Genomic DNA, 24,561 nt, shown 5'->3' on the forward strand with positions numbered 1-24,561 from the left:
CGTTCGTGGGAGGAGACCGGGTGACGGCTGGGTGGTGCCGGGCGGCGTACGGATCGCGACCGGACGATCAGCGCGGCGCTCCGACGCTGACGGCGGCGTCGGTCAGTTGATGCACTTCGAGTCGATCGCCGCTCGGGTCGTGGAGCTCGGCGCGCTGGTGGTTCCGGTCGCGTGGTGCGGGGCGCTCGAGTGCGGCGATGTCGACGATGTCGACGATGTCGACGACGTCGAGCCGGTCGGCGGGTTGATGAGGTTGGCGATGAAGCGCTTGACCTTCGCCGGGTTGGTGGTGAGGCTGCCGTCCGCTTGAACGGTGGTCGGGATCGTCTTGCCGACGATGTTGTTGGCCGACAGGTTGTTCATCTGGCGAGCCAGGTCGACGAGGTCCAGGCCGTCGTCGAGGAAGACCGACCGCTTCAGCGCATCACCGAGGGAATTGAGCTTGAAGAGGATGCCGACGGAGGCGACCTTGCGGAAGGCGGCGGTGAGGAAGTACTGCTGCCGGCGGACGCGGTCCAGGTCACCGTTGGGCAGGTGATGACGCTGCCGGACGAACTCCAGCGACTCCAGCGCGGTGAGGACGTGGCGGCCGGCGCTCATGTGGAACCCGGAGCCGCCGTCGGAGCCCTCGGCCACGTTGGTGCTGTGCCGGTCGTCCACGCTGTGACAGAGGTTCACCGGGATGCCGCCGATGGCCTCGGCCAGCCGGTAGAAGCCGAGCAGGTCGACCTGCACGTAGTGGTTGATCGTCAGCCCGGTGAGGTTGGTGACGGTCTTGATGAGCAGGTTCGCGCCGGCCTTGCGGGCGTCGGCGACGCTGCCGCCCTGCTGGATGGTCTGGCTGTAGGCGCTGGCGTAGGGCGAATTCAGCTTGTTCGGCGACTGATAGCCGTCCGGGATGTCGACCTCGGTGTCACGCGGTAGCGAGATCAGCGTCGCCCGCGACCCGTCCGCCGGGATGTGCACGATCATCATGGTGTCGGTGGCGAGGCTGCCGCCGTCGCGCCCGACCTTGAGTTCCTTGACCTCGGCATTGGTCATGGTGGAGCGGTCGTCGTTGCCGACGAGCAGGATGTTCATGTCCTTGCCGTCGATGTCCTTCTCGGTGCCGGTCGGCTTGGCGTCGACGGCGACCTGCAGCCGCTGCACGCCGTGGTCGATGCCGCGGAAGGTGTAGTAGAAGTAGCCGGCGGCGACGAGCAGCGTGATGGAGAGGATCGACCCGACGAGCCGACCAAGCGGGCGCCAGCTATGGCGGGCCGGGGCGCTGCCGCCGCGGTGCCGGCCTCGCGGGTCAAGATAGCTCGGCAGCTCCTGATCGCTCACGCGCCGAAACGTAGCTCGTCGATTCTGAGAAGCGATCGACCTGCAAAGCGCCTCGCCAGGCAGCGACGGTGGGGGAGGGGGGAAGCAGCGAGGCCGCCACCCCGATGGGGTGGCGGCCTCGTCGTGCCGATGACCGTGCTCAGGTCAGTCGGTGAGCTGCTTCTGGTCCTCGGCCCGCGCCGACTCCGAGGAGTCCAGCTCGTCGAGCTTCTGCTGGATCTCGGGCTTCTCGGTGACCGGCCAGAGGAACCCGCGCACGGCCTTGATCGGGTTCGCAGCCCCCAGGTGGTTCATCCGCTTGGGCACCGGGGTGCTGGCGTAAGAGAGCTGGCCATGGCCGTGCTCGTCCACCGGGCCGAGCGGCTGGTGGACCTCGATGAACTCGCCGGACGGGAGCACCTTGATGACGCCGGTCTCGATGCCGTGCTCCAGGACCTCGCGGTCGTGGCGCTGCAGGCCGAGGCAGATCCGGTAGGCGAAGAGGTACGCCACCGGCGGCAACACGAGCAGGGCAATGCGGCCACCCCACGTCATCGCGTTCAGCGAGATGTCGAAGGTGTGGGCGATGATGTCGTTCGCTCCGGAGAGGAACAGCACGATGTAGAACGTGATCGCCATGACGCCCAGCGACGTGCGGACCGGAACATCGCGCGGCCGTTGCAGCAGATGGTGTGTCGCCTTGTCCTTCGTCATCTTCGCTTCGATGAACGGATAGGCACCGGCGAGGGTGAAGAGGATGCCGGGGAGCACCACTGTCGGCCAGAAGACGGCCGGGACGGTGTGGCCCCAGAGCCTGATCTCCCAGGACGGGAAGAGACGCGTCGAGCCGTCCAGGAACATCATGTACCAGTCGGGCTGCGAGCCGGCCGAGACGTCCGAGGGCTTGTACGGGCCGAAGAGCCAGATCGGGTTGATCTGGGCCAGACCGCCCAGGGCGGCGGTGATGCCGGCGACGATGAAGAAGAAGCCGCCCGCCTTGGCCGCGTAGACGGGGAAGACCCGCTCGCCGGTGACGGTGTCCTCGGTACGACCGTGGCCCGGGAACTGGGTGTGCTTCTGCCGGACCACCAGTGCCAGGTGGGCGCCGATGAGGGCGGCCAGGATGGCCGGGATCAGCAGCACGTGGGCGATGTAGAGCCGGCCGATGATCAGCTCGCCGGGGAACTCGCCGCCGAAGACCAGGAACGACACCCAGGTGCCGATGACCGGGATCGACAGCATGATCGCCTCGGCGATCCGCAGGCCGGTGCCGGAGAGGCCGTCGTCCGGGAGTGAGTAGCCGGCGAAGCCCTCGATGATGCCGAGCGCGATGAGGCCCAGACCGATGAGCCAGTTGAGCTCACGCGGCTTGCGGAAGGCGCCGGTGAAGAACACCCGGAACATGTGGATGAGCATCGCCGCCAGGAACATCAGCGCGGCCCAGTGGTGGATCTGCCGGATGACGAGGCCACCGCGGACGTCGAAGCTGATGTTCAGGGCGGACTCGTACGCCTTGGACATTGGGATGCCCTGCATCGGCACGTAGGTCCCGTGATAGACCGTCTCGGCCATCGACGGGTCGAAGAAGAACGTCAGGTACGTGCCGGTGAGCAGCAGGATGACGAACGAGTAGAGGGCGATCTCGCCCATCATGAAGGACCAGTGGTCCGGGAAGACCTTGTTCAGCTGCTTGCGCATGGGGCCGGCCAGCTTGAGCCGGTCGTCCGCCCACGTGCCGAGCTTGCCCTGCGGGGTCCGGGGCGCGCTGCCGCGACGCGGAGTCTGTACCGATGTCATGGCCGCTCCCAGAATGCGGGTCCGATGGCTTCCTTGTAGTCGCTCAGCGCGACGAAGTACTGCTGGCCGTTCGCGTCGGTCTCCACACCCAGCGGGAGCTTGGGCAGGCTGCGGGACGCCGGTCCGAAGACGGGCTTCGCGTCCTCCAGCACCTCGAACTGCGACTGGTGGCACGGGCAGAGCAGACGGGTGGTCTGCTGCTCGTACAGCGAGGCCGGGCAACCGGCGTGCGTGCAGATCTTGGAGAACGCGACGTACTCGGGGTTCTGCGACGGCCAGCCGAAGCCGGCCTGACCCTTGCGGGCCCTGACCTTCTGGCCGGGACGGAGCCGGATGAGCAGGGTCGGCGAGGAGGCGCTGTTGACGCCGTTCTTGCCGTCCACCTCTTCGCGGACGCCGGGGAAGACGGTGAGCAGGCCGCCGGGCTCGAGGTCGTTCGGCCCCACGCGCTCGAAGTTCTCGACCACGAGCGGGACGTGCTTCATGCCCTCGGGCGCCCACTTGGGGTCGAAGAGGGTGTGGAAGAGCTTGTCGCCCGGCTTCTTGATCATGGCGCCGACGATGGCCACCAGCGGGACCGTGGCCAGCGCGCCACCGGCCAGGCCGAGGGTGCGCAGGATCAGCGAGCGCCGCGGCAGGCCGGTGTCGTCCAGGCCGGAGAGCAGCGTGGCCTCCGTGAGGAGCTTGTCCTCTTCGGTGGTCGGGTCGTCGTGGCGATCCTGGACCGCCTCTTCCTCGGGCATGAGCCACTTGGCCCACAGCACCATGCCGACGCCGATGAAGAGCAGCAGGATGGCGAGCAGCCCGCCCAGGGCCGGGGTGTAGAAGCGGAAGTTCTGCGGCGTGCCGGGCAGGTGCCAGTGATACGGCAGGGCCACGAAGGCAACGATGAAGCCGACGCCCGCGAGCGCGGCGAAGGCGAAACAGGCCGCGACGGCGCGCTCGGCGCGCTTCTCGGCCTTGGTGCCGCGGACCGGGAAGCGGTCGCGGCGGTGGACGATGTGGATGTCGTCGGCCTCGGCGCCGGCGATCATCGCCTCGTGCGGATCCATGGCGCGGATCTCGTCCGCGGTCAGCGGCTCGCGCTGGGCGTGGCCCGCGGTGACGTCCTTGTCGGTGGTGCTCATCGGGTGCGGGCTCCGATCCACAGGATCGCGACCATGAGGGCGCCGACGCCGGCGACCCAGATCACGACGGCCTCGGAGACCGGGCCGATGCGGGCGATGCCCTCGCCGCCCGGGTCCTGGGAGGCCTTCAGCGTCTGGATGTAGGCGATGATGGCGCGCTTCTGGTCAGGGGTGATGGTGTTGTCGCCGAAGACGGGCATGTTCTGCGGCCCCGAGAGCATGGCCGTGTAGATCTCTTTGTCCGTGGCCGGGTAGAGCGACGGCGCGTACTTGCCCGCCGACAGCGGCGCGCCCTTGCCGGTGTTGCCGTGGCACGAGGCGCAGTTCTGGCGGAAGATCGCGCCGCCCTCGGCGATGGAGTCGGAGTTGCCCCGGACGTCGCCCTCGGGCACCTGCGGCCCGCCGCCGACGGACTGGACGTAGGCCGACAGCGCCTCGGTCTCGGCCTCGTCGAACTTGGGGGTCTTACGCGCGATCTGCGCGCCCTGTGCCGCGACGGGCATGCGGCCGGTGATGACCTGGAAGTAGGTGGCGGCACTGCCGACACCGATGAGCGACGGGCCCTGGCCCTGGACGCCCTGCAGGTTGGAGCCGTGGCAGGTGATGCAGCTGTTGGCGTAGATCCGCTGACCGGCCGCGACCTTCTGGGCGGTGTTCTCGGTGCTCTCGGCACCGGAGGAGGTCGCGAACGTCGCGTAGGCGGTGCCCATCACGCCGAGGGCGCCGAGCAGCACCACGCCGCTCGTCAGCTTGCGGCGCAGGCTGTTGCGGCGGCCCTTGCGGCGAGCCGGGGTGGTCGCGTCACGGCGGCTACCGCTCGTGCTGCCACCGGTCGCCGACACGGCCGGCTCGAAGCCGATCTCGTCGGCGGCGTCGGTGTGGTCGTCCTTCAACGGATGCCCTTTCGCGCTCGGCGGGTGGTGCTGGAGCCGGGACAGTAAAGACGTGCCCGGAGAGCGGGACTCATCTGATGATGTAGATGACGGCGAACAACCCGATCCAGACTACGTCGACGAAGTGCCAGTAGTAGGAGACGACGATCGCCGCGGTGGCCTGGGCCGGGGTGAACTTGCCCAGCGTGGTGCGGATAAGGAAGAAGACGAAGGCGACGAGGCCGCCGATCACGTGGAGCCCGTGGAAACCGGTCGTGAGGTAGAAGACCGACCCGTAGCCCGTGGCCGAGATCGTGTTCCCCTCGCCCACCTGGATCCGGTACTCGTTGGCCTGCCCGAGCACGAAGACCAGGCCCATCAGCAGCGTGATGACGAACCAGCGGCGCAGCTTGAAGACGTCGCCCCGCTCGGCGGCGAAGACGCCCCACTGGCAGGTGAAGCTGGAGGCCACCAGGATCACGGTGAACGGCGTCGCATAGGCCAGGCTCAGCTCGATCTCATGGCCGTCGGCCAACCTCATGGGCCAGTCGGCACCGTTCACCGAGCGCACCGTGAAGTACATGGCGAAGAGGCCGGCGAAGAACATCAGCTCGCTGGACAGCCACACGATGGTGCCGACGCTGACGATGTTCGGACGGGTCAGCGAGTGCACCTTGCTGGACTCGAAGCGAGGTGTCGCGGCGGTCGATGTCACGTCGCCATTGTGCCCTGCCCTGCCGACAACGCAGCCGCAGGGGGTGCCCGTGTTGCACGACTGTTGCAGCCGTGGCTGTGGGGCCGCCGGGTCGTCACAGCGACGCCGATACGATCACCCCACAGTGCCGTAGGGAAAAGGGGCAGCGATGTCGGTGGTTCCGGACCGCGTGACGGTTCTCGTGTACAGCAATTCCGCCGAGGTACGGGCTGCGCTGCGCACCGCCGTGGGCCGCCGTCCGGCCCCGGACACCGGGCGGATCGACTGGGTGGAGTGCGAGACGGGCTCCCAGGTCGTCACCGAGCTGGACCGCGGCGGCATCGATCTGCTCGTCCTCGACGGCGAGGCCCAGCCCACCGGCGGCATGGGGCTGGCGCGGCAGTACAAGTTCGAGGTCGACGACTGCCCGCCCATCGTCGTACTCATCGCCCGCCCGCAGGACGGCTGGCTGGCCAGCTGGTCGCTGGCCGACGCCGTCATCAACACCCCGATCGACCCCGTCGAGAGCGCGGGTGTCGTGGCCGAGCAGCTGCGCAAGCGGCACTCGGGCATCCCCGTCGTCCGCTAGCGGTGGCCGAGAGCACGACGGCCACCGCACCCAGCTGGCGCGGCGTCCTGACCGAGCTGAGCGCCGGACGCGACCTGGGCTCGGACGAGACGGCCTGGGCGATGGACGAGATCATGTCCGGCAACGCGTCGCCGGCACGCCTGGCGGCCTTCGCGGTCCTGCTGCGGGCCAAGGGCGAGACGCCCGACGAGCTGGCGGGTCTGGTGCGGGCCATGCTCGACCACGCCACCGTCCTGGACGTCGACCCCACCGCGGTGGACATCGTCGGCACCGGCGCCGACCGGGCCCACACCGTCAACATCTCCACGATGGCGGCGCTGGTGGTGGCGGGCTCGGGTCGCCGGGTGGTCAAGCACGGCAACCGGGCCGCGAGCTCGCAGTGCGGTTCGGCCGACGTCCTGGAGGAGCTCGGCGTCGTCATCGACCTGCCGCCGGCGGCCATCGCCCGCACCGTCGAAGAGGTGGGCATCGGCTTCTGCTTCTCCCGCACGTTCCACCCCGGCATGCGCCACGCCGGCCCGGTCCGGGCGGAGTTGGGCATCCCCACCGCCTTCAACTTCCTCGGTCCGCTCACCAACCCCGGTCGGCCGCGGTCGGGGGCCATCGGCTGCGCGGACCCGGCGATGCTGCCGAAGATGGCGGCGGTGCTGGCGGCTCGGGGCGACACCGCGCTGGTGTTCCGGGGCGACGACGGCCTCGACGAGCTGACCACCACGACGACGTCGCAGGTTCAGGTCGTCTCGGGCGGACGCACCGAGGCGACCGTCGTCGATCCGGCCGTCCTCGGCATCCCTGCTGTGGCATCGGAGGTCCTGCGCGGCGGTGACGCCGCCTTCAACGCGCAGGTGGTCCACGACGTGCTGGCCGGTGGCGCGCCCGGCGTCCGGGAGGCCGTTCTGCTCAACGCGGCCGGTGCGATCGCCGCCCACGACGGCATGGCCTCCGGACTCGTCGCCGCCGAGTTGCACGAGGCGCTGCGCGCGGGCCTGGCCGTGGCCACCGACGCCGTCGACTCCGGCGCGGCGGCGAGCCTGCTGCAGCGCTGGGTCGAGGTGAGCCGGGCCGCCGCCGGCTGACCTCGGTGGGCTGAGGCAACGCCGGCGCGGATACTGGAGCACGTGAGCTCCCCCCGGACCCCGCGCATACCCCGACTGGCCCTCGCCGCCTGGGCGATCGCGGCCGTGGTGGTGGTGCTGCTCGCCGTGGCGGTGGCCCGCTTCCTTGCCGCCGGCGAGATGCACATGCACGGCACCGCCGACGCGCTGACCCGCGGCGGCGGCAGCGGCGAGCTCACCCGACCGCTGCATGAGGTGATCTTCACCGCGTGGTCGCTGGACGCCACCGCGGTGGCGGTGCTGGTCGTGCTGGCGGCGCTGTACCTGACCGCGGTGGCGCTCGTGCCCGTCCGTCGCCCCGGCGAACGGTGGCCGCTGCGGCACACTGTGTTCTTCCTCGCGGGCCTGCTCGTGGTGGCGTTCGCCACCAACGGCAGCATCTCCGTCTACGACCAGGTGCTCTTCAGCGCGCACATGGCCGGGCACCTGGCGCTCGTCATGGTGGCGCCGGCGCTGATCATGTGGGGGCGTCCGCTGCGGCTGCTCGTCACGGCGACGCGACCGGAGCGCAGTGCCCGCATCGAGCGCCTGCTGCAGGGACGCGTGATGTCGCTGCTCACGGCGCCGCCGGTCGCCCTGGCCTGCTACGCCGTCGTCATCGTGGGCACCCACCTCACCGGCCTGATGAACCTGTTCATGCGCAACACCTGGGCCGGCCAGGTCGAGCACCTGATCTACCTGCTCGCCGGCTGCCAGTTCTTCGCGCTCATCCCCGGCGACGAGCCGCTCCGCTGGCGGTTGGGCACCCCGGCGCGCTGGGTCATGCTGGCGTTGGCCATGGCCGTCGACACCTTCACCGGGATCGTGCTGATGCAGCAGACGACCCCGATCGAGCTGCTCCCGGCCGGCTTCGCCGTCGACGCCCAAGGCGACACGGTCACCGGCGGCGCCATCATGTGGTGGGCCGGTGACGGCATCATGGCCGTCGTCATGTTGGTGCTGGTGATCGACTGGCTGCGCAATGTCGACACCGCCGCCCCGGACCGTGGCTGGCTGGAGCAGGCACGCTCGGCGACCTTCAGCTCGCACACCGGGTCGACGGAGTCCTCCGCCGCGGCGATGGACTCCGACGAGGCGGCTCGCGAGGCCTACAACAAGTGGCTGGCCCGCATCAACGAGTGAGGCGCGTCAGTCCAGGCCGATGCTGAAGGTGCTCTCCAGGTCGTGCTTGCTGTAGGCGCGGAAGGCGACGTGGGTGTCGGTGGCCAGGACGCCGGGCACCTTGGAGAGCCGTCCCGCGATGACCTCGGCGATGGCCTCGAACTCCCGGACACGCACGATGGCGATGAGGTCGACGTCGCCGGCGACGGAGTAGACCTCGCTGACGCCGTCGATCGCGGCGATGGCCTCGGCCACCTCGGGGATCTTGTCGGACTCGACGCTGACCATGACGATCGTGGTGATCACTGCGGCGACCTCCGGGTGCGGAAAAATGCTGTCTGGCGACCCTAGCCGCCGTCCGGGTCAGGCCGTGGCGCGGGCCGGACGGGCCGCCATCGGCAGCCGTCGGCGGTCGGCGAACGGATCCACGGTGTCGCGGCGACCCGAGCCGCCGAGGTAGCGGGTGAGGCAGCCGGCGCCGAACGCCGGCATCGTCCAGCCGTCGCTGGCGTCGGCCAGCCGGGTGCCGGGCTCCTCCAGCCAGCGCAGGATGCACTCGGTCTCCTCCGCCAGCGGGACGTGGGACGGGTCGACGACGTCCGCGGTGGCGCGGAGCGCCTCGATCACCGGCCACGGCGGCACGCCGCGCGCTGCGACCCCGGCCGCGGCGAGCCGGCCCGAGCGGATCACCGCAAGCTCCCACCCGCCGTCGCCGTCCGGGCGCGCGCCCACGAGCTCGGCCACCCCGCGGAGCGAGGAGAGGCGCTGCATACGGGCGATGGCGCGGACGACGGTGGTGATCCGGTCCCGGACGACCCCGGCCTGCTCGTAGCGCTGGGCGCCGGCCAGCTCCGCGAGCTTGGCCTCGAGCGGGGCGACGAGCGGTCGGACGTCCCCGGTCCACGCCGAGGCGACCAGCCCGACGAGCGACGCGTACTGCTCGGGGCTGGTGCCGCCGCTGAGGGTCTCGCATGGTGCACCGCACCGACCGATGCCGGCGAGGACGCAGGCCGCCCGGACCACGCGCCGCAGCGAGAGCCGGTCACTGCACTGCCGCAGCGGGACGGCGTCGTGAATGGCGTCCCGGACGATCTCGGCCTGCCGCTGGTTGCGCAGCGGGCCGAGGTAGGAGGCGCCGTCGGCGCGGGCGGCCCGGACCACCGACAGCCGGGGGAAGGGTTCCACGGTGAGCTTCAGCCACGCCGCGCGCTCCGGGAACTTGGACCGTTTGTTGTACCGCGGTTTGTGCGCGGCGATGAGGCGCAGCTCGCGGATCTGCGCCTCGAGGGCGTGTGCGCACTCGATCGGGTCGACCCGCTCGGCCAGCCCGATCATCTCGCCCATCCGCGAGCGGGTCTCGCTGGCGACGAAGTACTGCCGCACCCGCGAACGCAGGTTGCGGCTGGTGCCGACGTAGAGCGGAACGCCGTGGGCGTCCCGGAAGATGTAGACGCCGGGTCGGGACGGCATGCCGTCGGCGAGGTGGCGCTTGCGCCGCTGCGCCTCGGAGACCTGCGCGGTGAACGAGCGGAGCTCCGGCAGCGAGTGGACGCCGAGGTTGCCGAGCCGGCCGATGAGACCGTGCAGCACGTCGACCGTGGCGCGGGCGTCGTCCAGGGCGCGGTGCGTCGGGGTGGTGGCGGCCCGGAAGAACGGGGCCAGCGTGCCGAGCTTGCAGTTGGGCACCTCGTCGCGGGTCAGCACCCGCCGGGCCAGCACTGCGGTGTCGACCACCGCGAAGCCGGGCCACGGCAGTGCCAGCTCGGCGCAGGCGGCCTTGAGGAAGCCGACGTCGAAGGGCGCGTTGTGCGCGACGAGGACGCAGCCACGGGCGAACTCCAGGAAGGAGGGGACCACCTCGGCCGGATCAGGGGCCCGCACCACCATCGCGTCGGTGATGCCGGTGAGGACGCTGACGAAGGCCGGGATGGTGCGCCTCGGGTTGACCAGCGTCTGGAACTCGCCGAGCACCGCGCCGCCGCGGACCTTGACGGCGCCGACCTCGGTGATCGCGTCGCTCTGGGCCGCGCCGCCCGTCGTCTCGAGGTCCACCACGACGAAGGTGGTGGCGTGCAGTGGTTCGCCGAGCTCGTCGAAGCTCAGCTGCGCGTGCCGGGGGAGCGCCGTCATGATCGGCACGCTAGGACGGGGGTACGACGAAACCGGATCGCGACGCGCGCCGTTACGTACCGTGGGGCCGTGAGCGCGGACGGACGACAGGGCCCGATCGGGCTGGTGGAGCCGGCCCGCGTCCGGTTGCTGGACGTCGCGGACGAGGTGCTGGGTCGGCTCGCCGTCGACGAGGTGCCGGCGAGCCTGCGTGCCGTCGCTCGCTTCGTCCCGGCCAAGCGCAGGCGGCTCGGGGCCACCGCCCTCACCGGGGTGCTGGAGACCGACGCGGACTTCCGCGACCGCGTCGCGGCGGCGGCCGAGCACGCCGCTCCCGAGCTGGCGGCCGCGGTCCGGGCCGGTGTCGGGGACGCGGCCGCGACGGCGGCGAGCGACCCGCTGGACGTCGCCGTGCTGGCCTACCTGCTGCGCCCCGACGGCTGGGAGCAGCTGCTCGCGGCCGCGACCCGGCGCTGGCAGGTCGAGAGCGCCGCCGACGACGACGCCACGGCGGAGGTCGGCCGGCTGCGGGCCGAGGTGGCCGAGCTCCGCGCCGCCGCCAAGGGCGAGGCCGGCCGAATCCGCGAGGCCGTGCAGCGGGCCGCGGCCGAGGCGGTCGCCGACGTGCAGGACGAGGTCGCGACGCTGCGCCGGACCGTGCGGGACCGCACTCGCGAGCTCCGGGCCGCCGAGCGGGAGCGGGACGCCGCGCTGGTGGCGCTCCGCGAGGCGGCCGGATCGGCGCAGCGGGAGATCGAGCAGGCCCGGGCGGCCGCGGCCGCCGATCGCGACCGGCTGCAGGATCAGCTGACGCAGGCCGGGCGAGCGGTCGAGGCGGCCCGGCGGGGCAGCCGCACCGAACGCGAGCTGGACGACGCCCGGCTCTGGCTGCTGGTGGACACCGTGGTCCGGGCGGCGACGGGACTGCGGCGTGAACTCTCCCTCGCCCCGCCCGCGATCGCCCCCGCCGACACCGTCGCCGGTGCGGGCGGCCCCACTCGTCCGGCCGGGCGCGTGGTCGCGGACACGGCGGCGCTGGACGGTGTGCTGCAGCTGCCTCACGTCCATCTCGTGGTCGACGGCTACAACGTCACCAAAGCCGGTTATCCCGACCTCGCGCTGGCCGACCAGCGAGCCCGGCTCGCCGGCGCGCTCGCCGCACTCGCCGGCCGGACCGGCGCGGAGGTGACCGTGGTCTGGGACGGCGCGGCCCGCCCCGTGGTGCAGCCGCCGGCGCCGCGCGGGGTGCGGGTGCTCTTCAGCGCCGAGGACGAGATCGCCGACGACCTGATCAGACGGTTGGTGGCCGCCGAGCCTGCGGGCCGTCCGGTCGTCGTCGTCACCAGCGACCGCCAGATCGTCCGTGACACCGCCCGGGACGAGGTCTGGTCGGCGGCGTCCGCGCTGCTGCTGCAGCGGCTCGCCTGACGTCCCGGGTCCGCCGGCGAGGCGGCCGTGGCCGTCGGCGTGCGAAAACTGTCGGACCCGGCTCCTACCGTGCGCGCAGGACGGCATCCCTGCCGTCGGTGACTGCGGCGTAGGCCGCTGAGGAGCACCCGATGTTGATCGACTGCACCACCTGTGTCGCGCGTGACATCGCGTGCGGCGACTGTGTCGTCTCGATGCTGCTGTCGTCCGCGCCGCCGATACCGGCCCACCGCCACCGGACCGGGCCCGGCCACGACGCGGTCACCCTCGACGACGACGCCTTCGCCGCCCTGGGCCACCTCGCCGACGCCGGCCTGGTACCTCCGCTGCGTCTGGTCGAACCGCTGGCTGTCAGCGACTGGGGTGACGGGGGTGGTGATACCGACGAGCTGCCGGGGAAGTGTCGCGGCATCGCCTAGGACGCAGCTGCGGCGCGGGACATTTCAGACATGTCACCCGCATCGCCTCGACACGCCCACACCCCGCGTTGCACCGGGTCGGGGGCGCGTCGTAACCTTTCCGAGACCTAAACGGTTGCAGGCGGTCGTCCGGCCGTCGCCGTGCAGGTTCCGCCGAATTACAACCACACGACGACGCGCGTTCCGCACCGGAATCGGCACGTCATCGGTAAACCGGGGACCCAATCAGTACCGGGGTGAATCGGTTCGTCGACGGGCGCATCCTTGCCCGCCGCCGCACCGTAGGGCTACTTCCTGGCCCGAACCCGTCAGCTAACCCGGTAGGCGGCCGAGGAAGAAGGAGCTCCGCCGAATCGTGGCGAACCGTTTCACTCATCGAGCCCGTCCCGCGATCGTCGTCGCGGCACTGGCTGCCGGGGCCGCGATGGCCCCCGGTATCGCGTCGGCCACGCCGACTGCTCCGCACCGCGAGCCGACCGTCGCCGACGTCCAGAAGACGCTCGGCAAGCTGGCCCTGCAGAACTCGCAGCTGGTCGAGCGCTACGACTACGCCCGGGTGCAGGTCGGCAAGCGAGACAAGGCTGCGTCGGCCGCCCGTGCCGCCGCCGCCCGCGCCGAGACCGCGTACCACGCCGCGAACGTCGCCTTCGCCCGCAACGTCCAGGCCGCGTACACCGCCGGGTCGCTGGGTGCGGCCGGGGCGCTGCTGGACAGCGACAGCGGTCCGAACTACCTCGACCGCCTCGACACGCTGAGCCTGATCTCCAACTACGACGCCGACGTGGTGTCCCGGCTGCAGACCGCCCGCGAGACCGCCACCTCGACGTCGGCGAAGGCCGCCTCGCTGCTGGCCGCCGCCAAGCGCGAGCGCGACGGCATCGCCGGCAAGAAGGACGCCGTCGAGAAGCAGATCTCGAAGTACCGCACGCTGCTCGGCACCCTCAACGCCCGCGAGCGGGCCGCGTACAACCGCAGCACGAACCCGACGGTCGACGTCAGCAAGATCAAGGACCTGCCCGGTGGCGTGAGCGCCGCCGCCAAGCGTGCCGTCGAGTTCGCCATCGCCCAGGTCGGCAAGCCCTACGTCTTCGGTGCCGAGGGCCCCGGCGCGTACGACTGCTCCGGCCTGACCATGAAGGCCTGGCAGGCCGGCGGCGTCAGCCTGCCCCACTCGGCCGCGGACCAGTACAACTACGGCAAGCACGTGGGGCTGGACTCGCTGAGCCCGGGTGACCTCATCTTCATGTACCAGCCCATCGGTCACGTCACCATCTACATCGGCGACGGCATGATGGTCTCGGCTCCCACCGAGGGTCAGCCCGTCACCGTGGTCCCGGTCAGCCGGTTCAGCGGTGACATCGTGGGTGCCACCCACCTCGGCTGATCCCTGAGTTCCTGCGCGCACCGGCGGTCCCGGCCACCGGACGCCGACGGCATACTGCGCAGGTGACGGTTCGACACCACGCCGCGGTGCGCGAGAGCGCACCGCGGCGTCGTCGTCTCCGGGTCGCGATCGTCATGGTCTTGCTGCTGGTGGCTGGCATGGCGGCCGCCTGTTCCGGCGACGACGACGCCGGCCGTCCGCCGACGCGTGCCGAGGTCGCCGCACTGCTGGTCCGGCACGCTGCCGCCCTGCGCGACCGAGATCGTGGCGCCTTCCTCGCCGATCTCAGCGGTGCGTATCGAGACCGGCAGGGCACGGTCTTCGGCAATCTCGCCGGGGTCCCGCTGGCGTCCTGGTCGTACAGCCTCGGGCCTCGGGTGGACGATCCCGACGCCCAGCGCCAGGCCCGTCGGGAGCACGGTGACAGCGCGGTGATCATGCGGGTCTCGCTCGGCTACCGGTTGCGAGGAATCGACACTGCCCCCGACAGTCACGAGCTCTGGTGGACCTTCGTGCGCCGCGGCTCCGGGGTGGCGGTCGTCTCCGACAGCGACCTGGCCGATGCCGGGGGACAGAGCTGGCGCGGGCCGTGGGACTTCGGTCCGGTGGTGGTCCGGACCGGAGGCTCGACCCTCGTCCTCGCTCACCCCGAAGTGACGGCGCTGCTGCCCCGCATCGTCGCCGATGTCGACAGGGCCGTGCCGCGGGTGACCTCCGTGGTGGGAACCGGCTGGAGCCGGCGGGTGGCGGTGGTCGTCCCGGCCAGCAGCGCCGAGCGTGCCGCCTCGCTGGCCTCGGCCGCTGATGGCTCGGCCGACGGCGGGTCGGCTGACGGCTCGGCTGACGGTGGTGCTCGGGTGGCCGCGCTGGCGGTCTCCTCCGGCACGGACCCGCTGAGCGGTGCTCTCCTTGGTCAGCGGGTGGTCGTCGATCCCACGCAGTTCAGTCGGCTGAGTGAGACCGGTGGCCGACTGCTGCTGCAGCACGAGATCACCCACGTGGCCATGGCGCGCGCCACCACCACCTCGACGCCCACCTGGCTGGTCGAGGGCTTCGCCGACTATGTCGGCTACCTCGGCAACGAACGCCCGGTCCGGGCGGCGGCGGCCGAGCTGGCAGCTCTCGTCCGCCGCTCGGGGGTACCGGCGTCGTTGCCCGACAGTGCGTCGTTCGCCTCCGCGGGGACGGCGGCGGCCGCCTACGAGCTCTCCTGGCTGGCGTGCCGGCGCGTCGCCGCCGATCACGGGCAGGCTGCGCTGGTCCGTCTCTACCGGGCCGTCGGCGCCGAGGCCGTCCCGAGCGACGAGGCGGTGGCCGCTGCGGTCCGCTCGGTGCTGGGGGAGACGCCGGCCGTGTTCCTGGCCCGTACGCGCGCGTACGTCCGGGCGGAGCTGTCGTGAACGCGCACCGGCGCACGCTGGTGGTCACCAACGACTTCCCGCCGCGGCAGGGTGGCATCCAGTCCTTCGTGCACCAGCTCGCGGTCCGGCAGCCGCCGGGTTCGCTGGTCGTCTTCGCCAGCGACCACGAGGGGTCCGCCGAGTTCGACGCCGAGCAACCCTTCCCGGTGGTCCGCCACCCGACCGGGATGCTGCTGCCGACGCCGCGGGTCCGGCATCGTGCGGTCGAACTGCTGCGCGAGCACGGCTGCACCGCGGTCTGGTTCGGTGCCGCGGCGCCCTTGGGAGTGCTGGGCCCGGCGCTGCGGGCGGCCGGGGCCGAGCGCGTCCTCGCCATGACCCACGGCCACGAGGCCGGCTGGGCGATGCTGCCCGGGGCACGGCAGGCCCTGCGGCGTATCGGCAACGGCGCGGACGTCGTCACCTACCTCGGTGAGTACTTCCGACGGCGGTTGAACGGCCCGCTCGGTACCCACCCAGAGCTGGTTCAGCTCACACCTGGAGTTGACGTCGAGACTTTTCATCCCGACATCGACTCAAGGCAGCTTCGGTCCCGGTACGGGCTCGGTGACCGGCCGGTAGTCGTCTGCGTCTCCCGCCTGGTGCCCCGCAAAGGACAGGACACCCTCGTCGAGGCACTGCCGCTGCTGCGGCGCGCCGTGCCGGAGGCTGTCCTGCTCCTCGTCGGAGCCGGTCCCTACCGCACCAAGCTCGAAGCGATGGCGCGTCGGGAAGGGGTGGCCGCCGACGTGGTCTTCACCGGCAGCGTCCCGTACGCCGAGCTGCCCGCACACTTCGCCGTCGGCGACGTCTTCGCCATGCCCTGCCGCACCCGGCGCGGCGGACTGGACGTCGAGGGCCTTGGCATCGTCTATCTCGAGGCCTCGGCCGCGGGACTGCCGGTGGTGGTCGGCAACTCCGGCGGCGCCCCCGACGCCGTCCGCGACGGCGAGACCGGGTTCTTGGTCGACGGCCGGCGGCCGAGCGAGGTCGCGTCGGTCCTCGCCACCCTGCTGCGCGACCCCGCCTTGCGGGCCCGGATGGGCGCCGCCGGACGGCAATGGGTGGCGCGGGACTGGAACCGTGACGTCCTCGCCGCGAAGCTGCGGTCCCTGCTCGACGCCTGACCCCCGGTTTTGGCGGATCACGCTCACATCCGAGCCTCAGCCGCCACAACCGGCGAGGGAGTCGAGACGGTTGTGGCGGGCTGACTTGTCATACCAAGTCAGCCCGCCAAAACCGACAGTGGTCAGCCGTAGAGCGCGGCGATCTCGTCCGCATTCTCCTTGTGCACGACATTGCGCTTGACCTTCAGCGACGGCGTCATCTGGCCGCCCTCCTCGGTCCAGTCCTCGGGGAGCAGGACGAACTTGCGGATGGACTCGGCCTTGCTGACGGCCTTGTTGGCGGAGTCGATCGCGCCCTGGACCTCTGCGCGCAGTGCCTCGTCGTCGACCAGGTCGGCCATCGGGGTGTCCGCCGGCTTGCCCTGCTTCTCCAGCCAGGCCGGCAGCGCCTCCGGGTCGATGGTCACCAAAGCCGCGATGAACGGCTTCTGGTCACCCACCACGAGGCACTGGCTGACGAGGTGATGGGCGCGGACCCGGTCCTCCAGGACGGCGGGGGCGACGTTCTTGCCGCCGGCGGTGACGATGAGCTCCTTCTTGCGACCGGTGATGCGGACGAAGCCGTCGTCGTCGATCTCACCGATGTCGCCGGTGTGGAACCAGCCCTCGTCGGTGAGCGCCTCCTTGGTGGCCTCGGCGTTCTGCCAGTACCCGGTGAAGATGTGGGGCGCCTTGAAGAGCAGCTCGCCGTCCTCGGCGACCCGGACCGTCGTGCCGCCGACGGGACGGCCGACCGTCCCCACCTTGAAGGCGTTCGGACGGTTGACGGTGACGCCGGCGCAGGTCTCGGTGAGGCCGTAGCCCTCGTAGACCGGCACGCCGATGCCGCGGAAGAAGTGTCCCAGCCGGGCACCCAGCGGGGCGCCGCCGGAGACGGCCGCCTCGCACTCGCCGCCGAGGGCGGCGCGGAGCTTGCCGTAGACCAGCTTGTCGAAGAGCGCGTGCTGCAGCCGCAGCAGCAGCGGGGCCGAGCCCGTCGAGGTGGCCTCCGAGTACTTCACGGCCACGGCCTCGGCGAGGTCGAAGATCTTGCCCTTGCCGTCGCCGTGGGCCCGCTGCTTGGCGGTGTTGTAGACCTTCTCGAAGACCCGCGGCACGGCGAGCACGAAGGTCGGCTTGAAGCCGCCCAGGTCCTCGACGAGGTTCTTCACGTCGGGCGTGTGCCCCAGCGTGCAGCCGGTGGTGATGGAGCCGATCTGGATGACGCGGCCGAAGACGTGCGCGATCGGCAGGAAGAGCAGCGTCGAGGTGTCGGCGTTGAAGAAGTCCTCGAGCAGGTTGCGCAGCTCGACGGCCTCGACGACGAAGTTGCGGTGCGTCAGGCTGCAGCCCTTGGGACGTCCGGTGGTGCCCGAGGTGTAGATGATCGAGGCCAGGTCGTCGAGGGTGACGGCGGTGCGGCGCGCCTCCACGTCGGCGTCAGCGATCTCGGCGCCACCGGCGACGAGTTCGTCGATGGCGCCGGAGTCGATGGTCCAGACGTGCTCCAGCTTGTCCAGGCTGTCGCGGACCTCGGCCACCACGCCGGCGTGCTCGTCGGTCTCGACGACGATGCCGCGGGCGCCGGAGTCGCTGACGATCCACTCCACCTGCTCGGCGCTGGAGGTCTCGTAGATGGGGACCACGACGGCCCCGGCGCTGAAGAGCGCGAAGTCCAGCAGCGTCCACTCGTAGCGCGTCTTGCTCATCACCGCGACCCGGTCGCCCGCCGCGATGCCCGCGGCGATCAACCCCTTCGCGACGCCGACGACCTCGGCGGCGAAGTCGGCGGACGTCACGTCGCGCCACTCGCCGTCGACGCGGCGCCGCAGCGCGACGTGGTCCGGTCGCGAAGCGGCGTTGTCGAAGACGAAATCAGCGGTGTTGGTCTGGCTCAGCGTCGAGATGGTGCTCGCGACATGCAGTTCCTGCACGCGTCCGGCTTCCTTTCGGCGAAGGGTCCGGTCGCGCGGGTGACACCGGACGGTGCCTGCGACCGGGTGTCAACGCTAATCGGTCGATGTCAGCGGCGCGACAGGGACGTCGCGCAGGACACGTGCGGCGGTAACCTCTGGACCCATGCCCGACGAGTCGACGCAGTCGATCGCCATCGACGCCGACCCGGCGGAGGTCATGGCCGTGATCGCCGACTTCGCCCATTACCCGCAGTGGGCCGAGTCGGTGAAGTCCACCGAGGTGCGTGAGAGCGGTCCCGACGGCCGCGCCCGCCGGGTCGCCTTCGTGCTGGACGCCGGCATCGTCCGCGACCGCTACGAGCTCGTCTACCGCTGGCAGGGTGACGAGCGGGTCGAGTGGGAGCTGGTCAGCGGCCAGATGATGAAGGCGCAGCACGGCTCGTACGTCATCCGCGCAGACGGCCCCGGCCGCAGCACGGTCACGTACACGCTCTCGGTGGATCTCGCGATCCCGATGCTGGGTCTGCTCAAGCGCAAGGCCGAGCGGGTCGTCCTGGACACCGCCCTGAAGGAGCTCAAGAAGCGGGTCGAGTCACGGCGGGCGGCGTGAGCACGCCGACGGGGTCGGCGGCGTCCGGTCCGCGCATCGTCCTCTTCACCGGCAAGGGCGGTGTCGGCAAGACGACCACCGCGGCCGCCACCGCCTACCGCCTCGCCGACCTCGGCCACCGGACGCTGCTGCTCTCCACCGACATCGCCCACTCGCTGGCCGACGCCCTCGGCGCACCGCTCGGCGACGAGCCCACCGAGGTGGCGCCGTCGCTGTGGGCGGTCCAGATCGACACGCAGAACCGTTTCGAGCTGGCGTGGCGTGACGTCCAGGCGTTCCTGATCGACATGCTGACCCGCGGCGGCGTCGACCCGATCACCGCCGACGAGCTGACGGTGCTGCCCGGCGTCGACGAGGTGTTGGCGCTGCTGGCCGTCCGCGAGTACGCCGTCACCGGGGAGTGGGACCGCCTCGTCGTCGACTGCGCCCCCACCGCCGAGACACTGCGGCTGCTGGCCCTGCCCGAGGCGCTGGGTTGGTACCTCGAGCGCGTCTTCCCGGCGCAGCGTCGCATCGCCCGCTCGATGCGCCCGATCGCCACGGTCCTGGGTCGCGGCGACGCCATCCCGCCGGACGACATCTTCGCCGCGCTGCTGCGCCTCAACGACGAACTCGCCGCGGTCCGCGCGCTGCTGGGGAATCCGGCCGTGACGTCGGTGCGGCTGGTCCTCACTCCCGAGGCCGTCGTCGCGGCGGAGGCGCGCCGGACCTTCACCGCGCTCGCGCTCTACGGCTACTCGGTGGATCTGGTCATCGCCAATCGCGTCTTCCCGGCCGGCGAGGACGAGTGGCGCAACGCCTGGGCGCAGGCGCAGGCTCGGCACCTGGCGAACATCCGCGAGTCCTTCGGCGGGCTGCCCGTCCGGGAGGTCGGCTACCGAGCTGCCGAGCCGGTCGGGGCTGAGGCGCTGCGCGATCTCGCCGCCGCGCTCTACGACGAGTTCCCCGGCACCGACCCGCTGCCCGAGGCCGACAACTCGCAGCTCATCACCGTCACCGCCACCGCCGAGGGCTTCGAGCTGCGCATGACGCTGCCGCTGGCCGAGCGTGCCGCGGTCGAGGCGGCCCGCGCCGGTGACGACCTCATCGTCACGGTCGGGGCCTACCGGCGCGTGCTGACGCTGCCCAGCGTGCTGCGGCGCTGTGCCGTGCTGGGGGGTCACTACGACGGCCGGGCCCTCTTCGTCCGTTTCAAGCCCGATCCCGCCAAGTGGCCGACCAACCGTCCCTCGCCGTACCGGCGGCCCGCGCCGCCGGCAGGTGACTCGTCCGGCGCAGCCCCCGGGACCGCGCCGTGACCACCCCACCTCAGCCCGACCCGCCACCGGAGCCGGAGGGTCGCTCGCTGCTGGAGCTGGTGCAGCAGTGGGCACAGCGCAACCTGCCCGCGCCGGAGTCCGGGCACGGTGGTCCGGAGTGCCAGTGGTGCCCGCTGTGCCAGCTCGCCAGCATGCTGCGCGGCGAGAACCCCGATGTCGCCGACCGGCTCGCCGAGGCCGGGACGGCGCTGCTGGCCGCCGCCCGGACGCTGCTGGACGGCACCGGTACCGCGACGCCGCGACCCCGTCCCCGGCCGCGTCCCGAACCCGGTCCGCGGGTGCAGCAGATTCGGCTGGACGACCGGACCGACGGCCACGAAGGAGATTCCCGGTGAGCTATGCGATCGGGGTGGACATCGGCGGCACGAAGGTCGCCGCGGGGCTCATCGACGAGTCCGGCGCCATCGTCGACCGGGAGCGTGCCGAGACGCCGGGCGGCGTGGCCGAGACCGAGCAGGTGATCGTCGAGGTCACCACGGCGTTGATCGACCGCGCCGACGGCGAGGTCAGCGCCGTCGGCATCGGCGCGGCGGGTTGGATCAGCAACGACCACAACACCGTTCTCTTCTCCCCGCACCTCGCCTGGCGCGACGAGAAGCTCCGCGACTCACTCGCCGACCGCATCCCGGTGCCGCTCATCGTCGAGAACGACGCCAACGCCGCCGCCTGGGCCGAGTACCGCTTCGGGGCAGCCAAGGACGAGCCCGTCGTCGTCTGCGTCACTCTCGGCACCGGCATCGGCGGCGGCCTGGTCGCCAACGGCACCGTGTACCGCGGCGCCTACGGCGTCGCCTGCGAGTACGGCCACATGACCCTCGTGCCGGACGGCCGCTTCTGCGCCTGCGGCAACCGCGGCTGCTGGGAGATGTACGCCTCGGGGCGGGCGCTGGCCCGCGATGCGAAGGAACTCGCGCACGAGTCGCCGATGGCGGCCGAGCAGATGGTGGCGCGCGCCGGCTCGCTGGAGGCCCTCACCGGGATCGTGGTCACCGAGGCCGCGGCCGCCGGCGACCCGGCGGCGACCTCCATCTGCACGACGGTCGGTCGCTGGCTGGGCCGGGGGCTGGCCAACCTGGCGGCGGTGATCGACCCGTCGGTCTTCGTCATCGGCGGCGGCGTGATCGCGGCGGGGGAGTTGCTGCTCGGACCGGCACGGGAGGAGTTCGCGCACACCCTCACCGGCCGCGGCTTCCGTCCCCGGGCGCGGGTCGCTGCCGCGGCTCTCGGTCCGGACGCCGGACTGGTCGGTGCCGCGGATCTCGCCCGCCGGTACGCCCGACCTGCCTCCTGACGAGGTGGGGCAGGATGCGGGGGTGCCGTCTCTGCGCCTGCTCGCCGTCAACGCCGACACGCTGCCGGTGGACCGGCACGGGGCCGCCCGCCTGATCGCCGAGCTGCAGCCGGACGTCGCCGTGGTCCACGGTGCCCCCAGCCTGCTGCGGTGGCGCTCGGCCTGCGCCGCGCTGGCCCGCGAGGCCGGGCGCGTCGTCGTGGCCGGGGGACGGACCGGCGGTGGCAACCTGCTGCTGTCCAGCCTCGGCGTGGACGTCGAGGCCACGCGCGAGATCGCCTTCAGCGGTCGTCGCGGCCCCCGCCCGCCCGGTGCGGCGGTGGCGGCGCTGCGGCTGCTCGGCGCGCCGTTCGTGCTGGGGGGTGCGCGCCAGCTGGGGGCGCCGTCGGAGCGGGCACGGCAGAGCGTCGAGCTGCTGGCCGCCCTGGACGAGGTGTCGCTGCAGCGCCCGCCGGCCATCGTCAGCGTCGCGGGGCTGCGACCCGGCTCGGTGGCCGCCGACGCGCTGGCCTCCGGCTTCACCGCCCTGCCCGGCGGCGTCTTCGTCCACCCGACGATCACGGTGGTCGACGCCCACGAGACCCGGGGCGGGGCAGTCCGGGCCGAGCTGACGCTGGCCCCGGTCGGGACCCCGGAGACCCCGGAGACCCCGGAGACCCCGGCGGCCCCGGCGAGCCCGGCCCGATGAGCCGGTCGCGTCGCACCCTGCTGGGTCTCGGCCTGGTCGTCGGTGGCGTCCTCTGCGGCCTGCTCGCCCTGACTGCGCTGCCGTGGTTCCGCAACAGCCTCGGCGGGGTCTACCTCTTCGGGACGAAGGTCAGCGAGCTGCGGACGACGATCTCCGGGCTGCAGTCCTCCGATCGCTACGGCGTGCTGAGCTTCGGGATCTCGCCGCTCTACTTCCGCTGGTTGGCCGTGGCCGTCCTCATCGTCGCCGCCCTCGCCGCCGCCGCAACCGTCGGCTTCGACGAGAAGGCCTCGCGCCTCACCTCGGGCGTGGCGGCGGCGATCAGCCTCGCCGGACTGGTGCTGACCGCGCTCTCGATCCGGGTCTTCAGCGTCGACGCGGCGAAGCTGGAGCGGGTGACGGGCCGGGCCTCCAACCCGCCCGACTACCTGGACTACCTCAAGGCGACCGGCATCGGCGCCTGGGCGATGGTGCTGGGTTACCTCGCCGTCGGGGTGGGCGCGCTGCTGGCCGCGGGCGGTCGGCAGGCGCTGCGCGAAGCCCTCGCCGACGAGCCGGACGACGAGCCCGTGGACGAGCCCGTGGACGAGACGAACCGGCCGGACGAGGTCGGCGAGCGAGCCGGCATCAAGCCGGACACGACCGCAGAGCCAGCCGTGGACGTCCCGCCGGAGCCGGTCGAGCCCGAACGGAGACGCCGGGAGAACTGGTAGCGCCGGCGCTCAGAGGGCCGCGCCGTCGTCGTCCTCGTCACGACGGTGGGTGCTGATCCGCAGGAAGAGCATGGTGCCGCCGAGCAGCAGCCCGACCAGGCCCAGCACGAAGGCGAAGTTGGCAGCGAGGCCGATCTGGCCGCCGAGCCCCAGAAGGACCACGGAGACGGCGAGGACCACCATCGCCATCACCGTCGGCGCCGCGAGACGGGGCAGCGGCGGGGGTGGCGGCGGCACGTAGTGGTCGTCGTCCAGCCAGACCGGCTCGGCGGCGTCGTCGCCGGCACCCTCCTCGGTCGGCGCGGCGGACCGGTGCAGCCGTGCGCGCCACTCGGCGTCCTCTCGGCGCAGGTCCCGCTCGGCCTCGCGGACGGCAGCGTGGGTGTCGACGTGCCAGTCGGCGACGAGCGCGTCGAAGGCGGAGTCGGTGTCGATGCCGGCCAGCGGATCGTCCGGGAGCGGAGTGACCGCCGGCGCCGAGACCCTCTCGTCGCCGCCCAGGGCCCGCACCGCGGCCGCCACGATGGTGCGGGCATCGGTCCGCTCCTCCGAGGCGACGAAGAGCCGCTCCCGCCTGTCGGCCGGGGTGGCCTCGGTCAGGTAGGCGGCGATGCGGGCACGGCCCAGCGCGGTCAGCAGGTGCTGCCCGACATCGGGCTCGACATCGGTGAGCGGGACGTACGCCGGCGCCCGCAGCCCGTTGTCGCGGCGCGGCGGCTCCGCCGGGGGACCGGAGGAGGCGTCCGGCGGTTCCGGGGTCAGCGTCATCGTGCGTCCGGCACGAGGTCGCGGACGAAGTCGAGGCTGCCGGCGAAGATCGTCTCGGCGTCGTTGTCCAGGGTGGCCACGTGGTAGCTCTCCTCGAGGACGACCTCGCGCACCTCGGTGTTGACCGCGCCGGCGCGCAGCAGCTGCGCCGAGAGGTCGTCCACGACGTGGTCCTCGCGCGAGCGGTACATCAGGATCGGCGCCCGGACCTCGGCAAGGTCGGCCACCGTCACCTTCCACAGCTGCTGCAGCGAGGCGAAGGCGATGACCGGGGTGCGGTCGCCGGCCGGCTCGGCGACGCCGGGCTTCTTGATGTCGCCACCGATGGACGGCCGCGACCGGATGAGCCGGCCGAAGAGCGGCGCTAGCTTGGCGTCCAGGCGCCGCGTGCCGTAGGCCGGGTTGACGAGCACCAGGCCGGCGAGCTCCGGCTGCCGTTCGGCTAGCCGCGTCACCAGCGTCCCGCCCATGGACAGACCCATCGCGAAGACCGTGTCGCAGCGCTGGCGCAGGTCCAGGTAGGACGACTCGATCGCCTCGTACCACTGCGGCCAGCGGGTGCGGTTGGTCTCCTGCCAGGTGGTGCCGTGGCCGGGCAGCAGCGGCAGCCGTACCGACAGTCCGGCCGCGGCCAGATGCTGCGCCCAGGGCCGCATGCTGGCGGGGGTTCCGGTGAAGCCGTGGCTCAGCACGACGCCCACCGGACCGCCGTCGGCGACGAAGGGTTCGCTGTCGGAAGGCTGCAGCACGGCACCATCATGCCTGCCGTCTCTGGCCGGGGCGAGGATGCACGACTAATGTGCTGCGCAG

General features: G+C 71.9%; 24 protein-coding genes and 1 riboswitch. Of the genes, 14 read left to right on the top strand and 10 right to left on the bottom strand.

The window, feature by feature from the left end:
• Positions 1-102: 102 nt before the first annotated feature.
• The 5 genes from AC0NZQ_RS14750 to ctaE form a co-directional block, all read right to left on the bottom strand.
• The gene (locus tag AC0NZQ_RS14750; RefSeq protein ID WP_474530635.1) at positions 103-1,326 is read right to left on the bottom strand and encodes an LCP family protein; all 1,224 of its coding nucleotides are present in this window, start codon (positions 1,324-1,326) and stop codon (positions 103-105) included.
• A gap of 144 nt (positions 1,327-1,470) precedes the next feature.
• On the bottom strand, positions 1,471-3,102 hold the full coding sequence (gene qcrB, locus AC0NZQ_RS14755) for a cytochrome bc1 complex cytochrome b subunit (RefSeq protein WP_474530636.1): 1,632 nt from the start codon (positions 3,100-3,102) through the stop codon (positions 1,471-1,473).
• Complete coding sequence (gene qcrA, locus AC0NZQ_RS14760) at positions 3,099-4,229, bottom strand: cytochrome bc1 complex Rieske iron-sulfur subunit (RefSeq protein WP_474530637.1); 1,131 nt, start codon at positions 4,227-4,229, stop codon at positions 3,099-3,101. Before qcrA ends, qcrB begins: the two co-directional genes overlap by 4 nt.
• A complete protein-coding gene (gene qcrC / locus AC0NZQ_RS14765; RefSeq protein ID WP_474531410.1) occupies positions 4,226-5,071 on the bottom strand; it encodes a cytochrome bc1 complex diheme cytochrome c subunit in 846 nt (281 codons plus the stop codon). Before qcrC ends, qcrA begins: the two co-directional genes overlap by 4 nt.
• Before the next feature lie 121 nt (positions 5,072-5,192).
• Entirely contained in the window at positions 5,193-5,816 is a 624-nt protein-coding gene (gene ctaE / locus AC0NZQ_RS14770; RefSeq protein WP_474530638.1) for an aa3-type cytochrome oxidase subunit III, read from the bottom strand.
• A gap of 169 nt (positions 5,817-5,985) precedes the next feature.
• On the opposite strand from ctaE, the gene AC0NZQ_RS14775 reads away from it, so the two are divergent.
• Genes AC0NZQ_RS14775 through AC0NZQ_RS14785 form a run of 3 tightly spaced genes read left to right on the top strand, consistent with a single transcriptional unit; the run spans position 5,986 to position 8,621 of the window.
• Positions 5,986-6,384 carry a response regulator gene (locus tag AC0NZQ_RS14775; RefSeq protein WP_474530639.1) on the top strand — a complete coding sequence of 133 codons (399 nt, stop codon included), beginning with the start codon at positions 5,986-5,988 and terminating at the stop codon, positions 6,382-6,384.
• Between the two features lie 2 nt (positions 6,385-6,386).
• Positions 6,387-7,460, top strand: coding sequence for an anthranilate phosphoribosyltransferase (gene trpD / locus AC0NZQ_RS14780; protein ID WP_474530640.1), 1,074 nt, complete (start codon positions 6,387-6,389; stop codon positions 7,458-7,460).
• Positions 7,461-7,502: 42 nt separating this feature from the next.
• Complete coding sequence (locus AC0NZQ_RS14785) at positions 7,503-8,621, top strand: cytochrome c oxidase assembly protein (RefSeq protein ID WP_474530641.1); 1,119 nt, start codon at positions 7,503-7,505, stop codon at positions 8,619-8,621.
• A 6-nt stretch (positions 8,622-8,627) separates the two neighbouring features.
• Here AC0NZQ_RS14785 and AC0NZQ_RS14790 read toward each other — a convergent pair whose 3' ends face one another.
• The gene (locus AC0NZQ_RS14790) at positions 8,628-8,906 is read right to left on the bottom strand and encodes an Lrp/AsnC family transcriptional regulator (protein ID WP_474530642.1); all 279 of its coding nucleotides are present in this window, start codon (positions 8,904-8,906) and stop codon (positions 8,628-8,630) included.
• Between the two features lie 57 nt (positions 8,907-8,963).
• Entirely contained in the window at positions 8,964-10,730 is a 1,767-nt protein-coding gene (locus AC0NZQ_RS14795; RefSeq protein ID WP_474530643.1) for a DEDD exonuclease domain-containing protein, read from the bottom strand.
• A gap of 69 nt (positions 10,731-10,799) precedes the next feature.
• On the opposite strand from AC0NZQ_RS14795, the gene AC0NZQ_RS14800 reads away from it, so the two are divergent.
• The 5 genes from AC0NZQ_RS14800 to AC0NZQ_RS14820 all read left to right on the top strand — a co-directional run bounded on the left by AC0NZQ_RS14800 (position 10,800) and on the right by AC0NZQ_RS14820 (position 16,467).
• On the top strand, positions 10,800-12,137 hold the full coding sequence (locus tag AC0NZQ_RS14800; protein ID WP_474530644.1) for an NYN domain-containing protein: 1,338 nt from the start codon (positions 10,800-10,802) through the stop codon (positions 12,135-12,137).
• A 131-nt stretch (positions 12,138-12,268) separates the two neighbouring features.
• Positions 12,269-12,556: a hypothetical protein gene (locus AC0NZQ_RS14805; protein WP_474530645.1), complete on the top strand. Its 288-nt coding sequence runs from the start codon at positions 12,269-12,271 to the stop codon at positions 12,554-12,556.
• Between the two features lie 176 nt (positions 12,557-12,732).
• A riboswitch (cyclic di-AMP (ydaO/yuaA leader) is annotated at positions 12,733-12,898 on the top strand.
• Between the two features lie 13 nt (positions 12,899-12,911).
• Positions 12,912-13,940 carry a C40 family peptidase gene (locus tag AC0NZQ_RS14810; protein WP_474530646.1) on the top strand — a complete coding sequence of 343 codons (1,029 nt, stop codon included), beginning with the start codon at positions 12,912-12,914 and terminating at the stop codon, positions 13,938-13,940.
• Between the two features lie 62 nt (positions 13,941-14,002).
• Positions 14,003-15,340, top strand: a complete 1,338-nt coding sequence (locus AC0NZQ_RS14815) for a hypothetical protein (RefSeq protein ID WP_474530647.1) — start codon at positions 14,003-14,005, stop codon at positions 15,338-15,340.
• Positions 15,337-16,467 (top strand): glycosyltransferase family 4 protein, encoded by a 1,131-nt coding sequence (locus tag AC0NZQ_RS14820; RefSeq protein WP_474530648.1) that lies wholly within the window; start codon positions 15,337-15,339, stop codon positions 16,465-16,467. Before AC0NZQ_RS14815 ends, AC0NZQ_RS14820 begins: the two co-directional genes overlap by 4 nt.
• A 122-nt stretch (positions 16,468-16,589) precedes the next feature.
• On the opposite strand, the gene AC0NZQ_RS14825 is transcribed toward AC0NZQ_RS14820, so the two are convergent.
• Positions 16,590-18,380, bottom strand: a complete 1,791-nt coding sequence (locus AC0NZQ_RS14825) for an AMP-dependent synthetase/ligase (RefSeq protein WP_474530649.1) — start codon at positions 18,378-18,380, stop codon at positions 16,590-16,592.
• A 145-nt stretch (positions 18,381-18,525) separates the two neighbouring features.
• Here AC0NZQ_RS14825 and AC0NZQ_RS14830 point away from each other — a divergent pair, with 145 nt between their 5' ends.
• From AC0NZQ_RS14830 to AC0NZQ_RS14855, 6 genes are read left to right on the top strand one after another with little or no spacing between them, the layout of a single operon-like run.
• Positions 18,526-18,972: an SRPBCC family protein gene (locus AC0NZQ_RS14830; protein ID WP_474530650.1), complete on the top strand. Its 447-nt coding sequence runs from the start codon at positions 18,526-18,528 to the stop codon at positions 18,970-18,972.
• Positions 18,969-20,270 (top strand): ArsA family ATPase, encoded by a 1,302-nt coding sequence (locus tag AC0NZQ_RS14835; protein WP_474530651.1) that lies wholly within the window; start codon positions 18,969-18,971, stop codon positions 20,268-20,270. Before AC0NZQ_RS14830 ends, AC0NZQ_RS14835 begins: the two co-directional genes overlap by 4 nt.
• Positions 20,267-20,626: a hypothetical protein gene (locus AC0NZQ_RS14840; protein WP_474530652.1), complete on the top strand. Its 360-nt coding sequence runs from the start codon at positions 20,267-20,269 to the stop codon at positions 20,624-20,626. Before AC0NZQ_RS14835 ends, AC0NZQ_RS14840 begins: the two co-directional genes overlap by 4 nt.
• Complete coding sequence (locus AC0NZQ_RS14845) at positions 20,623-21,582, top strand: ROK family glucokinase (protein WP_474530653.1); 960 nt, start codon at positions 20,623-20,625, stop codon at positions 21,580-21,582. Before AC0NZQ_RS14840 ends, AC0NZQ_RS14845 begins: the two co-directional genes overlap by 4 nt.
• Before the next feature lie 22 nt (positions 21,583-21,604).
• Positions 21,605-22,270: a hypothetical protein gene (locus tag AC0NZQ_RS14850; protein ID WP_474530654.1), complete on the top strand. Its 666-nt coding sequence runs from the start codon at positions 21,605-21,607 to the stop codon at positions 22,268-22,270.
• Complete coding sequence (locus tag AC0NZQ_RS14855; protein WP_474530655.1) at positions 22,267-22,983, top strand: hypothetical protein; 717 nt, start codon at positions 22,267-22,269, stop codon at positions 22,981-22,983. Before AC0NZQ_RS14850 ends, AC0NZQ_RS14855 begins: the two co-directional genes overlap by 4 nt.
• 9 nt (positions 22,984-22,992) lie before the next feature.
• On the opposite strand, the gene AC0NZQ_RS14860 is transcribed toward AC0NZQ_RS14855, so the two are convergent.
• Together AC0NZQ_RS14860 and AC0NZQ_RS14865 are read right to left on the bottom strand one after the other, a co-directional pair.
• Complete coding sequence (locus tag AC0NZQ_RS14860; protein ID WP_474530657.1) at positions 22,993-23,751, bottom strand: hypothetical protein; 759 nt, start codon at positions 23,749-23,751, stop codon at positions 22,993-22,995.
• A complete protein-coding gene (locus AC0NZQ_RS14865) occupies positions 23,748-24,500 on the bottom strand; it encodes an alpha/beta hydrolase (RefSeq protein ID WP_474530658.1) in 753 nt (250 codons plus the stop codon). Before AC0NZQ_RS14865 ends, AC0NZQ_RS14860 begins: the two co-directional genes overlap by 4 nt.
• Positions 24,501-24,561 lie beyond the last annotated feature (61 nt).

This window comes from Jatrophihabitans sp. sgz311053 (genome assembly GCF_056135305.1).